Annotated in this window: 15 protein-coding genes; 1 reads left to right on the plus strand and 14 read right to left on the minus strand. The window is 38.6% G+C overall.

Translation table 11 applies throughout. From position 1 onward, the window contains the following. Positions 1-117: 117 nt before the first annotated feature. Positions 118-381, plus strand: a complete 264-nt coding sequence (locus FLK20_RS18375; RefSeq protein ID WP_152658051.1) for a hypothetical protein — start codon at positions 118-120, stop codon at positions 379-381. A 203-nt stretch (positions 382-584) separates the two neighbouring features. On the opposite strand, the gene spo0A is transcribed toward FLK20_RS18375, so the two are convergent. The 14 genes from spo0A to FLK20_RS18445 all read right to left on the minus strand — a co-directional run bounded on the left by spo0A (position 585) and on the right by FLK20_RS18445 (position 13,728). Then, entirely contained in the window at positions 585-1,376 is a 792-nt protein-coding gene (gene spo0A, locus FLK20_RS18380) for a sporulation transcription factor Spo0A (RefSeq protein WP_152658052.1), read from the minus strand. 532 nt (positions 1,377-1,908) lie between these two features. Continuing rightward, positions 1,909-3,102 carry a SpoIVB peptidase gene (spoIVB, locus tag FLK20_RS18385; protein WP_152658053.1) on the minus strand — a complete coding sequence of 398 codons (1,194 nt, stop codon included), beginning with the start codon at positions 3,100-3,102 and terminating at the stop codon, positions 1,909-1,911. 246 nt (positions 3,103-3,348) lie between these two features. Then, positions 3,349-5,043, minus strand: a complete 1,695-nt coding sequence (recN, locus tag FLK20_RS18390; RefSeq protein ID WP_152658054.1) for a DNA repair protein RecN — start codon at positions 5,041-5,043, stop codon at positions 3,349-3,351. 37 nt (positions 5,044-5,080) lie between these two features. Further along, a complete protein-coding gene (ahrC, locus tag FLK20_RS18395; protein ID WP_152658055.1) occupies positions 5,081-5,530 on the minus strand; it encodes a transcriptional regulator AhrC/ArgR in 450 nt (149 codons plus the stop codon). 32 nt (positions 5,531-5,562) lie between these two features. Continuing rightward, positions 5,563-6,372 carry a TlyA family RNA methyltransferase gene (locus FLK20_RS18400; protein ID WP_152658056.1) on the minus strand — a complete coding sequence of 270 codons (810 nt, stop codon included), beginning with the start codon at positions 6,370-6,372 and terminating at the stop codon, positions 5,563-5,565. Between the two features lie 206 nt (positions 6,373-6,578). Then, the gene (locus FLK20_RS18405) at positions 6,579-7,463 is read right to left on the minus strand and encodes a polyprenyl synthetase family protein (RefSeq protein WP_152658057.1); all 885 of its coding nucleotides are present in this window, start codon (positions 7,461-7,463) and stop codon (positions 6,579-6,581) included. Positions 7,464-7,467: 4 nt separating this feature from the next. Beyond that, positions 7,468-7,710, minus strand: coding sequence for an exodeoxyribonuclease VII small subunit (locus tag FLK20_RS18410; RefSeq protein WP_152658058.1), 243 nt, complete (start codon positions 7,708-7,710; stop codon positions 7,468-7,470). After that, on the minus strand, positions 7,691-9,058 hold the full coding sequence (xseA, locus tag FLK20_RS18415) for an exodeoxyribonuclease VII large subunit (RefSeq protein WP_152658059.1): 1,368 nt from the start codon (positions 9,056-9,058) through the stop codon (positions 7,691-7,693). Before xseA ends, FLK20_RS18410 begins: the two co-directional genes overlap by 20 nt. Next, positions 9,055-9,909 carry a bifunctional methylenetetrahydrofolate dehydrogenase/methenyltetrahydrofolate cyclohydrolase FolD gene (gene folD, locus FLK20_RS18420; RefSeq protein ID WP_152658060.1) on the minus strand — a complete coding sequence of 285 codons (855 nt, stop codon included), beginning with the start codon at positions 9,907-9,909 and terminating at the stop codon, positions 9,055-9,057. Before folD ends, xseA begins: the two co-directional genes overlap by 4 nt. A 13-nt stretch (positions 9,910-9,922) precedes the next feature. Then, the gene (gene nusB, locus FLK20_RS18425) at positions 9,923-10,303 is read right to left on the minus strand and encodes a transcription antitermination factor NusB (RefSeq protein WP_152658061.1); all 381 of its coding nucleotides are present in this window, start codon (positions 10,301-10,303) and stop codon (positions 9,923-9,925) included. Positions 10,304-10,535: 232 nt separating this feature from the next. After that, complete coding sequence (locus FLK20_RS18430) at positions 10,536-10,919, minus strand: Asp23/Gls24 family envelope stress response protein (protein WP_152658062.1); 384 nt, start codon at positions 10,917-10,919, stop codon at positions 10,536-10,538. A gap of 12 nt (positions 10,920-10,931) precedes the next feature. Beyond that, positions 10,932-12,305 carry an acetyl-CoA carboxylase biotin carboxylase subunit gene (accC, locus tag FLK20_RS18435; protein WP_152658063.1) on the minus strand — a complete coding sequence of 458 codons (1,374 nt, stop codon included), beginning with the start codon at positions 12,303-12,305 and terminating at the stop codon, positions 10,932-10,934. Positions 12,306-12,318: 13 nt separating this feature from the next. Further along, on the minus strand, positions 12,319-12,810 hold the full coding sequence (accB, locus tag FLK20_RS18440; protein WP_152658064.1) for an acetyl-CoA carboxylase biotin carboxyl carrier protein: 492 nt from the start codon (positions 12,808-12,810) through the stop codon (positions 12,319-12,321). Between the two features lie 342 nt (positions 12,811-13,152). Then, positions 13,153-13,728: a SpoIIIAH-like family protein gene (locus FLK20_RS18445; protein WP_152658065.1), complete on the minus strand. Its 576-nt coding sequence runs from the start codon at positions 13,726-13,728 to the stop codon at positions 13,153-13,155. Positions 13,729-13,733 lie beyond the last annotated feature (5 nt).

Below are 13,733 nucleotides of genomic sequence, written 5' to 3' on the forward strand. Positions count from 1 at the left end.
AAAAAAAGGTTAACGGGTATCACATCTAAAAATGTGTCCTGTTAACCTTTTTTAAACATAAATTTCATCCACACTTCATATGCTTATTAAAAAGACAAGCTGAAGGAGTGTATTCAATTGGCTGAAATGATAAAAAAGAAAAGATGGCTTTATCTTCCAATAATAATTATTGGTTTTGTACTGGGACTTATTTATTTAACAAAAGCTGCCGACTATTTAACACTTCCTTTTTTATCTACACTATTGTTGATTCTAACTTTCTTAGAAATCTATCCAAGCAAAAACTATTTTTCCAAAGGCAATTTAATCAAAATGATTTCTGCTCTTGCGGTTGTTGCCCTTGCTTTGTGGTATCAGATTGCTGTTTTTATTATCGGATAAAATTATAAAAGTATGTTCATAAGCCCAACCAAATATTGCATGAAGAAAAAGAATCTATACTAAGAGTGTTATCGTGTGACAGGCGTAAATCATCACAGCTTGCCCAAGTGCTCATTTAATCACTTTTCCGCTTAAACATGCACCAAAACTGGTCGATAGACATATCATTTTATTTTTATGTTATACATTCCAACCTCCATAGCTTATGATACCTTATGCTCCAAACGTAATCTGTCAGCTACCATAGCAATGAATTCAGAATTTGTAGGCTTTGCTTTGGAAATATTGATGGTGTAACCAAATAAAGCTGAAATAGAATCAATATTCCCCCTGCTCCAAGCAACTTCTATTGCATGACGTATAGCTCTTTCAACACGTGATGCAGTCGTATTGAACTTTTTAGCGATATCCGGGTAGAGAACTTTTGTAATCGATCCTAAAAGATCAATATCGTTGTAAACCATGGTAATGGCTTCTCTTAAGTACATATAACCTTTAATGTGCGCAGGTACACCTATTTCATGAATAATATTTGTTATATTTGCTTCTAAATCTTGTTTCCTTTTATCATCTATATTCGTTTTGCTGCGTACATTTGATAGTCTCGACGTGCTGGTGCTGGACCCTTGCACTTGTAAAATTTGATCAGCCAGATTCTGAATATCAAATGGCTTCAAAATAAAATAAGAAGCCCCTAGATCAACCGCTTTTTTCATTACTTCTTCCTGACCAAAGGCTGTCAACATAATAACATGCGGCTTTTTTGTTAATTCCATTTTCTTAATTTCATTTAAGACTGCAATGCCATCCATGTGCGGCATGATAATATCCAATACCAGAACATCTGGTGTTTTCTGTTCAATTAATTCAATGCAATCCTTCCCATTTAACGCTGTACCCACAACTTCGATTTCATCCTGCTCTCCAAAAAAATCCTCCATTAATTGAATTAACTCACGATTATCATCAACAAAACATACTGAAATTTTATTCACTTAAAAATCCTCCCTTTTGCTTTTTATGCATCACCTATATCATATTCTACAAAAAATAAGAATATCCTCTTTAAAACAAAAAAACTTTTGATTTATTTCGATTTTCTTTAGTATTCTCCGTTTTTCTTCGTTTTTCTACACTATTCGACAAAGATTAAATCCCTCCCATTCAAATGTATCCGATTTCAGTATAACAGATATACATTCTTATTTATAATAAAAAAATAAAAATACTTGTATGACATTTACTATCACAAGTATTTTTATCACAATTTGAACCGGAGAACGGATTTGAAAGACATGAAAGGAAAATCAGCTGCCTTTACAATTCCTATTTACCCTAAAGAAAAATTGGCAAGCAGACCTGTAAAGATAACACAATTGCCTTAGCATCGGGGGCTATGACTGAGGTATCGGATCGATACAAGGCATTGTATCTGTCTAATTTTATAAAAACGGTTTAATGAAGCCAAATAATCACAGCTTCAATCAATGGGAGGATGTTGAAAACTCCCACTGACTGAAAAATTTTTCATGCTGCAAATTCATTGGAATCTGACTGGATAATGCCCGCATCCTCAAGCATCCATTCGATATGAACACCATAGCCGGAGGTTGGATCATTTACAAAAACATGCGTTACAGCACCAATAATTTTGTCATTTTGGATAATTGGACTTCCACTCATCCCCTGAACAATTCCCCCTGTAATTTCTAAAAGACGGGGATCTGTAATTTGAATAACCATTCCTTTTGTTGATGCTGATTTTTGAGGAACACTGCTAATAATTTCGATGTCAAATTCTTCAATTTTTTCTCCATCAACAACCGTTAAAATTTTTGCAGGACCTTCTTTTACTTCATGAGATAATGCGACAGGGAAAGTTTCTTCATATTTTTCATGATTTACTTCTTTCTCCAATATTCCAAATATCCCGTAATCAGTATTTTTGGTGATGTTACCAATTCTTTTTTCCTGCGTTTGAAAAGAGGCTTGTTTTTCACCAGGTAAACCATTATCTCCCTTTTCAATGGAAGTCACTGAGGAATGAATAATAGATCCCTGCTTAATATCAATTGGCTTTTTGGTATCCATATCTGAAATAACATGTCCTAAAGCACCGTATCTTCCTGTGTCCGGGTCATAAAATGTCATTGTACCGATTCCTGCTGCCGTATCTCTGATATACAAACCAATTTTATAAGCATTTTCTTTTTTATCGAAAATTGGCTGTAAATTCGTTTCCATAAATTTATCTCCACGTTTTAGCTTAATTTGCAGTTTTTTATTTTCTTTGCCGCTATGATCTACAATTGGTTTAATATCTGTCATATGATTAATTTTTTGACCATTTATTTCTACAATCGTGTCACCAACATTTATTTTGGCAGCTTCTCCCGGAGATTTTACTCCTTCCGATACCTTCACTTGATGGTGACCGACAACCAGAACTCCTTTTGTCTCCAGCTGTACTCCGATGGATTGTCCCCCTGGTACTACTCTTACATCCTCCAGGCGCTGATTATGTCCCTTATTATCCTTATTATTTGTACCTTCCTCCTTATTGAAAAAAGGAAGAACTGGATAATCATGAAATACCTCTTTATATCCTTGTATAGAAGCTTCTGCATGAATAAAGGAAGGGGAAATAAAAAACAGCATAAAAATAAATGCCAAGAGCGGGCTTATGAGATATATCCACCTGTTCTTGCTTGATCTGCTCATAAATCGTATCCTCCTCTTACAAAAAATATTATCTTTCTGTACATATACTTTTTGCAGTTGGAGGGCAGTTTAAACTGGAACAACCTATGTGATATGTGTATCATTTCCTCTAAAAATTTTGATAAACGGACGTATAGTGTGTTGTTCTTCAGTTGCAAAAGGACATGTTATTGACGGAAATTGTAAGTATAGGAAAAAGAAAAAACCGGTACATTTATTGTCCGATTTTTTTTCATTTTTATCCCTTTAATTTGATTTTTTAAAACGGTCTGCCAGTGCTAACATTTCTTTTGCATGTTCTTTCGCCGTATCTGTTAATTTTGTTCCCGTAATCATCCGGCTCAACTCTTCAATAAGCTCTTTATTATTTAATTCTACAACGGAAGTAAAAGTACGGTTTTTCTTTTCACTTTTCTGAATGAATTTATGTGTATCTGCCATTGCAGCAACCTGTGGAAGATGAGTAATACATAGAACCTGTGATTCCAGTGAGATTTCATGAATTTTTTCAGCAATTGCCTGTGCGACTCTACCGCTGACACCTGTATCCACTTCATCAAAAATAACACTTGTAATACCTTGGTGCTTTGAAAAAATCTTCTTCAAAGCAAGCATAATTCGTGATAATTCCCCACCTGAAGCGATCTTTGTAAGATCCTTTAAAGGTTCACCGACATTCGTTGAAATACGGAATAATATTTTATCATAGCCGTTTGCCTTCAGCTTCCGTTGCGCAGAATCTTCAAAAGCAATGGAGAAGGTCGTTTTTTCTAAATAAAGATCCTTTAATTCCCGATGAATATCACGTGTAAGCTCAACAGCAGCCTGCTTTCGTAAATAATGGAGCTGGTCTGCCTCTAATAAGGCATCCTTCTCAAGATCATCGATTTCTGTTACCAGCGTATTTAAATGAGATTCCCTATTTGTAATTTGTTCAATTTCTTCTTCTACACGCCCTAAATAGTCTAACATTTCTTCCACAGTCGGACCGTATTTACGTTTTAATCTGTTCAGTTCATCCATCCGCTGTTCTATTTCATTAAGCCGTTCCGGATTATATTGCAGCTGATCGAGATAATTACGGATATCATAGGTAATTTCCTCAAGCATATAATAGTGATTGGAAATACTATCTAATTTTTCAGCGATAAAAGAATCCGAATCTGCCCCATCCTGTAAAGAATGCTGGGCCTGACTGATTAAGTCCAATCCATGCTGCTCACCATATAACGAAAAATAAGCATCCGAAAGTGCCTTATGTATTTTCTCATAATTAGCGAGCTGGTTTCTTTCTTCTTCCAGATCTGCATCTTCGTTCGGGATAAGCTGGGCTTCTGTTAATTCCTGCTGCTGAAATTGGAGTAAATCAAGACGCTGTGCCATTTCCTGCTCATTATTATTCAAACTGCGATACTTTTTCTTCAATTTTTCCAGACGATCATAAATATCCTGATAATCCTTTTTAGCTTCTTTCATCGTATCTCCAAGATAAAGATCTAAAAAGTCAATATGCTGTTCATTATCCATCAGCGATTGCGTCTCATGCTGGCTGTGAATATCAATCAACGTCTTCCCAAATTCACGAAGAATAGCCAATGTCACTAATTTACTGTTGACACGACAAATACTTTTTCCGGATGCTGTTATCGTCCGCTGAAGCACAATTTGTTCATCACTAATTTCAATGCCATATGCTTTTCCTACCTGGTAAATTGGGTGCTTTTCATGGTCAATGAAAAATAGCCCTTCAATCTCCGCTTTATTCGATTCATGTCTAACAAAGTCGACAGAACCTCTGGCTCCGGCTAATAACTGGATTGCATCAATAATAATGGATTTTCCCGCACCTGTCTCCCCCGTCAGCACAGTAAGTCCCTCTTGAAAACTTAAGGACAATTCTTCAATAATCGCAAAGTTTTTTATAGATAGTTCTGTTAACATCCTGCTCACCCCGACTCAACAATTTTTGAACATCCTTTTAAAGCATCCCGATTAATCGGTTTTTAATATCCTCCGCATGCTCAGGCGTCCTGCAGATAATCAAACAGGTATCATCGCCGCAGATTGTCCCCATAATCTCTTCCCAATCCAGATTATCAATTAAGACACCGACAGCATGTGCATTACCAGGGAGTGTTTTTAAAATAATAAAATGGCTTGCACTTTCTATTTTGACAAATGTGTCCACAATCAACCGCTGCAGTTTTTGCAATGGGTTAAACCGCTGATCTGCTGGTAAGCTATACTTGTACTGTCCTGTATTCGTCGGGACCTTTACCAATTGCAGTTCTTTAATATCTCGTGATACCGTTGCCTGTGTGATGTTATAGCCGAGATTTTTCAGTGAATCAACAAGTTCATCCTGTGTTTCAATAATATTTTCTGTAATCAATTCACGAATTTTTATATGACGTTGTATTTTACTCAAGTACAAGCCCTCCTTTATCATGCTGTCGAACATTATTGCATTAATGCCAGCTGTGCTTCTTTAACAACCTCTGTCAGTATCATTTCTTTTTGTCTCTCATCATGCTTCCATTTAAAATGCGCCAAAAATTCAATATTTCCTTCTGTACCTTTTATAGGAGAGTAGGTCATGTCCACTAAAGTAAATGAAGCATCTGCAGCGTACTTTATTACCCTCTCCAGAACCTCCAGGTGAACTGCCGGATCCCTTACGATTCCTTTTTCACCAACCTGATCCCTAAAAGCTTCAAATTGGGGCTTGATTAAGGCAATAACATCATTTTTTTCGTTTAGTAATGTCGCAAGGACAGGAAAAATATGCTTTAAAGAAATAAAAGACACATCGATAGAGGCCACTTCAGGCAAACCGCAAGTAAGCATATCTGGTGTAACATGTCTGAAGTTTGTCCGCTCCATCTCAATAACACGCGGGTCATTCCGGAGCTTCCAATCTAACTGATTGTAGCCAACATCAATGGCATAACATTTTTTGGCACCATTTTTCAAGGCGCAGTCTGTAAAGCCGCCTGTCGATGAACCGATGTCCATAAAGATTTTATCTGAAATAGCCACTGAAAATAATTGCAGTGCTTTTTCAAGCTTATAGCCGCCACGACCTACATATTTTAAACCTTTATCTTTGATGCGGAGCGGCTTCTCAACAGGAAACAGGCTTCCAGGCTTGTCAATACGCTCTTCTCCAGAATAAACCAATCCTGCCATCACAGCGCGTTTTGCTTTGTCAATGTCTTCCGCCAGTTCTCGTTCCACCAACAGCTCAGCAATTCTTTTCTTTTTTTTCATAAACCTTTTCCTTTACATATTTAATACGTATTGAACTTTCTTTAAGTGCGTGTTCAAAAAGTTCGATAAAAAGGACCAAGAAGTTCCAGGCGACGTGATTTTTACGAACGGGCTTTCACAGGATGTGATGACTTCTGTGCTTTTAAATACGTGAGTATCGGAGAAATTCGCCGCGTCACTTTTATTGGACTTTTTGAACTTCCTCTTTAATGGTCTCTTTCGCTAAAGTAATCCGTCAAAGCCCTCAAAAGTGAATCCTCCGCACCAGCTAATTTTAAGTTCTCATATGCTTTTTGAACATATTTTTCCTTTTGCGTGATCGCACCATCCAGCCCTAATAATTTTGGATATGTGCTTTTTTCATTTAATTCATCACTGCCTACCCGCTTGCCCAGTTTTGCTTCCTCACCGGTAATATCAAGAATATCATCCTGAACCTGAAAAATAAGACCTAAATAGTATGCATACTTTTCCAAATAATGCAGCTGATCTTCTGTCGCATTGGCCAGGTATGCTCCTGCAAAAATAGCAAAGCGGATCAGTTCTCCTGTTTTTAAAGCATGAATTTCTTCCATTGCCTCTAAAGAAACCGATTGTTTTTCCGCTTCCATATCCAGAATTTGTCCGCCAACCATCCCCTTAGGACCACTGCAGGCGGTTAATTCCTTCGCAAGCGTCACCTTTTCATCTGATGTAAGGAGCGGATCATTTAAAATCAGCTCAAAGCTGTAGGTTAACAGTGCATCACCGGCAAGAATCGCTGTCGCCTCATCAAACTTTTTATGATTCGTTAACATACCACGGCGATAATCGTCATCATCCATTGCCGGTAAATCATCGTGAATGAGTGAGTAGGTATGGATCATCTCCAGAGCAATCGCTGATGACATCGCTTTTTTTACATCCTCACCATACACTTCGTAGCTTGCAAACAATAAAATTGGGCGTAACCTTTTTCCTCCAGCATCTAAGGAATACAGCATAGAAGCTTTTAAATTAGCCGGTATGTCAAGCTTATCAAAGCAGCTCTTATACGCCTTTTGCAGTTCTTCCCGATAATACGCTAAATAAGCTTGCAATCGTTTATGCATAATCTTATTTGTCCTCCTCTACATCAAATGGCTCCAGTTCACCTTGTTCATTTAAAATGTGCACCATTTTTTCCTGTACATTTGTTAATTTCTCATTACATAGCTTGGAAAGTTTCATGCCGTCATGGTAATATTCGATTGCCTTTTCAAGAGGAACATCGCCTTCTTCCAGCCTGCTCACAATCTCTTCCAGCTGATCCATCGCCTGTTCAAATGTCAATGCATCATCATTCTTCTCTTCCGCCACTTTCGTCTACCTCCTTTATCTTTTGTACTTTCGCTTGTACATATCCATCTTTTAACCGCAATTCGATCGGTTCTCCTTTGTTTACTTCCTTGACGGATTTAATGACCTCACCATGCTGGTTATAGCTGATTCCGTAACCGCGCGCCATAATAGCAAGCGGATTTACCAATGTTAATTTATTGATGGAGGCATGCAGCTCACTTTCCGATTTTGCAACCAGCTGTTTTATGGATTTGTTCAGCTCTGATAATAATCTATTCTTTTTACCAGCTGCTATTTGTATTTCTCGGGCCGGATGCTGGTTATCCAGTCTCTGTTTTAAATGTGTGAAGCTGATCTGTTTCTGGTCCATTTTTGTTTTTAACGATTTGTTTAATGTATCCAGTAAATTATCCAATTCTTGTTCTTTTTGAGCGATCAGCTGTTTCGGATATTTGAACGCATAGGTTTGACTCAAATTATTCAAACGTTTGGAATGCATTTGGATATCTGTACGCATCACTTGTGTCAGACGCTGCTTGAAATACGATACTTTATCCAGCAGCTCTCTTTGCGAAGGGACAGCTAATTCAGCTGCTCCTGTCGGTGTCGGCGCACGTAAATCAGCTACGAAATCAGCAATGGTTGTATCCGTTTCATGTCCTACAGCAGATATAACCGGAATTTCTGAAGCATAAATTGCTCTTGCCACTGCTTCTTCGTTAAAGCTCCATAATTCTTCAATTGAACCGCCGCCACGGCCGACGATTAAAACATCATACGCATCCGGGAATGCATTTGCATACTGTATCGCTCTTACAATCGAACGGGCAGCCTGAGATCCTTGTACGGACACAGGCAAAACAGTAATCTTAACAGAAGGCGATCTTCTTTCAATCGTTGTTACAATATCACGGACTGCAGCCCCCGTCGGCGATGTAATAACACCAACATGATTCGGATAAACAGGAAGTTCTTTTTTTTGGTCATCAAGAAACAAGCCTTCTATTTGCAATTTTTCTTTCAATTGCTCAAAAGCTTGATACAATGCGCCAATGCCATCCGGCTCCATTTCTCGAATATAAAGCTGATACTGTCCGCTTGCCTCATAAACGCTTACCTCTCCGCGAATAAGCACACTCATGCCGTTTTCCGGACGAAATAGAAGCTTGCTGTTATTTGAAGAAAACATAACTGCCTGAATACGGGCATTATCATCTTTAATGGTCAGATACATATGCCCGCGGCTATGATGTTTAAAATTTGATATCTCCCCGCGCAGCCAAACCTGACGTAAATGAGGATCTGTATCTATCTTACGTTTCACATATCTGGTCAGGGCAGTGACCGTCAGATAGTTATCCTTCACTTTTCCGACAATCCTTTAGCAGCTTTAATCGTATTTTTTAAAAGCATCGTAATCGTCATTGGACCAACACCACGAGGAACAGGTGTAATGTAGGATGCTTTTTCCTTCGCGCTTTCAAATTCAACGTCACCTGTCAGCTTTCCGTTATCCATGCGGTTAATACCAACATCAATGACAACTGCTCCATCTTTGACATAGCTTCCGTCAACAGCATGCTCCCTGCCCATTGCAACGACCAGAATATCTGCTTCAAGTGCGATCTCACGGAGATTTTTCGTACGGGAATGACAATATGTAACCGTAGCGTTTTTCTCTAAAAGTAATAACCCCATCGGTTTCCCGACAATATTACTCCGTCCGATAATCACTGCACGTTTACCTTCTATTTCAATATTTTTAGATTCAAGCATCGTCATGATTCCAAAAGGGGTACACGGTAAAAAGGTATCCTCTCCATTTACAAGCTTTCCAATATTGACCGGGTGGAATCCATCAACGTCTTTTAAAGGAGAAATAGCGTGAATCACCTTTTGCTCATCAATATGATCAGGTAATGGTAATTGAACAAGAATTCCATGCACATCCTTATCCTTATTCTGCGCTTCGATAACCTCTAGCAGCTCCTGCTCGGATACCGATCCGGGAAGTTCAATCAGATTAGAAGAAATGCCAGTCACATCACAAGCTTTTTCTTTCCCTTTTACATAGGATTTTGAGGCAGGATTATCCCCTACTAAAATTACTGTTAAATGAGGATGGATATGCTGCTCTTTTAAAGCCTCCACTTCTTGTTTCATTTCTGCTTTTAATTGATCTGATAATTCTTTTCCATTTAATAATTCTGCACTCATTTTTTGCTCCTCCTTAAGAAATAACCTTTGATAATACGCCATTAATAAATTTCCCGGATTGCTCATCACCAAATGTATGTGCCAGCTCTATTGCTTCATTGATGGATACATTTTGAGGAATATCGTCCATGTATAATAATTCATACACAGCAAGCCTTAAAATAGTCCGTTCCACTGCTGCAATACGTTCAAGCGACCATTTTTCCAGATTTTCTGCTATTTTGGAATCAATCGCTTCTTTATAAGTAATTACTCCTTCAATCAGCATAGACAGGAATACATCCTTCCGCTCCTCTTCCTTTAGTGATTCCATTGCTAAGCTTACTTCTTCTTCGTTCATATCTAATTGAAAAAGCGTCTGGAATGCTTTTTCTCTGGCTTTATGTCGGTTCATCACACGTCTCCTTCTACATTCTTCTTTTACTGTTAAAATCATAACATGTTTCCCTTATTTTTGGCTAGGATACAGTATGCCCGCTTTTTTAATAAAATGACACCTGATTTTTCATCAAAAAAGAAAAACACAGGCAGTTTACCTGTGCTCCTCCTTTGCTAGCTAAATGTATATTTATTCATCTTGATTCCAAAACGAAATTTTTGAGGCATGAGTCTAAAATGTAACGTATTTATACAATCTCCTGGTTCTCCATTTGGATACCAGCTACATGAACATTCACTTCTTCAACCTGAATAGATGTCATCGTGTGAACATTTTGTTTAATATTTGTCTGCAGCTTTGTTGCAACTTCAGGAATCGATTTTCCAAATTTAAGGATAACATAAATATCAATAATAGCACCATGATCAGTCAGTTCAACCCGGACACCTTTGCCATGCGTCTTCCTGCCAAACTTTTCAGCGACATCCGTTGCAAAGCTGCCATGCATTGATTTTACTCCCTCTACTTCCATAGCAGCAAATCCTGCAATCACCTCAAGGACTTCCGGTACAATCTGTACACTGCCTAAGCTGTCCCCTTCAGACATATCTAATAATAGTTGATCACTCATTGCCTTCACTCCTTATTTGCTACCCGCATCTCCCTTTTCTTGGATGATTGGATATTCCGTTAAGAAATTCGTATTGAAGTCTCCTTCTTTAAACGCTGGATGGCTCATAATTTGGTATTGAAAGGGAATCGTTGTATGGACTCCTTCAACAACAAACTCTTCTAACGCACGCTTCATCCGCTCTACAGCTTCCTCTCTGGTAGAAGCATGAACAATCAGCTTAGCGACCATGGAGTCGTAGTATGGCGGAATGCGGTATCCGCTGTAAGCACCGGAGTCCACTCGAACTCCGAATCCACCCGGTGGCAGATACATTTCAATTTCTCCTGCAGAAGGCATAAAATTCTTATATGGGTCCTCCGCGTTAATACGGCACTCTATGGCATGCCCTTCAAAAGTGATATCCTCTTGTCTAAACGCCAGCTCTCTGCCATCTGCAATGCGAATTTGTTCTTTAATCAAATCCACTCCAGTAACCATTTCTGTTACCGGATGCTCCACTTGAATACGTGTATTCATTTCCATAAAGTAAAATGCTTCCGATTGTCTGTCAAAAATATATTCAATCGTCCCTGCACCAACATAATCTACAGCCTGAGCCGCTTTTACAGAAGCTTCTCCCATCCGCTCTCTTAGTGTTTCATTAATTGCCGGTGATGGAGATTCCTCTATCAGTTTTTGCAAACGGCGTTGAATGGAGCAATCTCTTTCGCCAAGATGCACAACATTTCCATGTGTATCAGCAAGTACTTGAATTTCTACATGTCTAAAGTCTTCAATGAACTTCTCAATATAGACACCCGGATTACCAAAAGCTGTTTCTGCTTCTTTTTGGGTCAGCTCCATGCCTTTGATTAATTCCTCTTCCGAACGGGCTACGCGAATCCCTTTACCGCCACCGCCAGCAGTTGCTTTGATAATAACAGGATAGCCTATTTCAGCAGCAATCTCTTTGGCGTGCTCCACCCCGTCCACAATTCCTTCTGAGCCAGGGACAACCGGTACATCTGCAGATTTCATTGTCTCTTTCGCAACGTCCTTGATTCCCATTTTTTGAATAGCTTCCGGTGTTGGACCGACAAACGTTACATTGCATGCCCTGCAAATCTCTGCAAAGTCAGCATTTTCTGCTAAAAATCCATAGCCCGGGTGTATGGCATCAGCCTCTGTAGACAATGCCACACTCATTATATTAGTTATATTTAGATAGCTGTCCTTACTTAATTTCGGACCGACGCAATATGCTTCGTCTGCTAACTCCACATGCAAGGATTCCTGATCTGCTTCAGAATATATCGCAACTGTCTCTATGCCCATCTCTTTGCAGGCACGGATAATTCGGACAGCTATTTCTCCACGATTGGCAACTAATAGCTTTTTAATCAATTATTCCATCCCCTTACTTCTTCTTTACTCTAAATAATGGCTGACCGTATTCTACAAGCTCGCCATTTTCAACTAAAACTTCCACAATCTCTCCATTGATTTCAGCTTCAATTTCATTAAATAATTTCATTGCTTCTACAATACATACAACTGTGCTAGGATTTACTGCACTTCCTTTTAACACAAATGGATCGCTGTCCGGGGAAGAAGAAGAATAAAATGTTCCAACCATTGGAGACACAATTTCATAATCATAATCGGCAGAAGCCTGTACTGTTTCTTCCGTTTTTGCTTCTGTTTGTGTGCTTACTTCAGGCTGTGGCTGTTGAACTGCCGGAGCTTGAGGTTCCGCTGTAACCTGAGGCGGTGTTTGAACGGTCGTAGTAACAGATCCTGTATTTTTTTTCATAGCTATCACCGCACCGTTTGCCTCATAGGAAAATTCTGTTAAGGATGATTTATCAACCATTTGAATAATTTCTCTAATTTCATCTACTTGTAACATGTTGGCACTCCTCATTTCAATTAAAATCTTTTTTATGTTTCATACTGGTTGTTTTATTACCTTACCTGTTAATATATTACGATAAAATGAATAAAAACTTCAAGTATACCGTAAAAATACTATACTTTCTTAACTGTTAAGAAAGTATAAACCTTCTTACTGCATAAGTGCGACTAAAGCAATCCTGCACATTTCAGAATTGGTGACAATCAGGCTTTCTAATAAAGTAAGATTTTTAGCTTATCATTTATATTATAACAGTTATTGGCGATAGATGTTGTTATAATCTATTTTTTACAAGAACAAAGCCGGCAGCTCAGGGGAGGGCTGCCGGCTTACTGTTCACTCAGCTTCTTCAGTTGTTGTTTCTGTAGTAGGTTGAAAATTAACCTCTGCTTTTATCTCTTCTCCGAATTCGTCGCGAACCATTTGCATAATGTTCGCAGCTTCTGTTACTGGTAATTCATCTGTTTTCACGTGGACATGGACTTTATCGCCATTCGAGCGAACCAGTACATCCTCATATTCTGTTGCAGCCAGAAGCTGTTCCTGAAGAATCGTTTCTTTACTTGCTAATTCCTCCAGACTGTCAATTTCCTGCAAGGCTTCATCTTTTTCGCTTGGGGATGCACTCGCAGAAGCGACTACATCGGTCAGCTGGCTTTTTTTCCGGCTGCGTTCATCCTGGATTTCCATACGGATGGTTGTGAACAATTCATCACTATCAACATTTTCTATATTCTCCACTTCAATTCCTTCTTCTGATTGCGTCGCTGGTATTGCGTCTTCTGAGGTCATTTCCTGCCCATCATCTACAAAAGCTAAATCATTTCCATTTGCCGAAAAGATGTAATAGACACTTAAAACAACCATCAAGCTTAACATCGTGAGTAACCATACTGTTTGTTTTTTTAACATACATT

It is taken from the genome of Oceanobacillus sp. CFH 90083, assembly GCF_009389585.1.
Classification (GTDB): domain Bacteria; phylum Bacillota; class Bacilli; order Bacillales; family Amphibacillaceae; genus Oceanobacillus.

Excerpts from the sequence above, each read along its gene's own strand:
- spoIVB (WP_152658053.1), bottom strand. The coding sequence starts at position 3,102 with ATGAGCAGATCAAGCAAGAACAGGTGGATATATCTCATAAGCCCGCTC.
- recN (WP_152658054.1), bottom strand. The coding sequence starts at position 5,043 with ATGTTAACAGAACTATCTATAAAAAACTTTGCGATTATTGAAGAATTG.
- FLK20_RS18400 (WP_152658056.1), bottom strand. The coding sequence starts at position 6,372 with ATGAAAAAAAAGAAAAGAATTGCTGAGCTGTTGGTGGAACGAGAACTG.
- FLK20_RS18405 (WP_152658057.1), bottom strand. The coding sequence starts at position 7,463 with ATGCATAAACGATTGCAAGCTTATTTAGCGTATTATCGGGAAGAACTG.
- folD (WP_152658060.1), bottom strand. The coding sequence starts at position 9,909 with ATGAGTGCAGAATTATTAAATGGAAAAGAATTATCAGATCAATTAAAA.
- nusB (WP_152658061.1), bottom strand. The coding sequence starts at position 10,303 with ATGAACCGACATAAAGCCAGAGAAAAAGCATTCCAGACGCTTTTTCAA.
- FLK20_RS18430 (WP_152658062.1), bottom strand. The coding sequence starts at position 10,919 with ATGAGTGATCAACTATTATTAGATATGTCTGAAGGGGACAGCTTAGGC.
- accB (WP_152658064.1), bottom strand. The coding sequence starts at position 12,810 with ATGTTACAAGTAGATGAAATTAGAGAAATTATTCAAATGGTTGATAAA.
- FLK20_RS18445 (WP_152658065.1), bottom strand. The coding sequence starts at position 13,728 with ATGTTAAAAAAACAAACAGTATGGTTACTCACGATGTTAAGCTTGATG.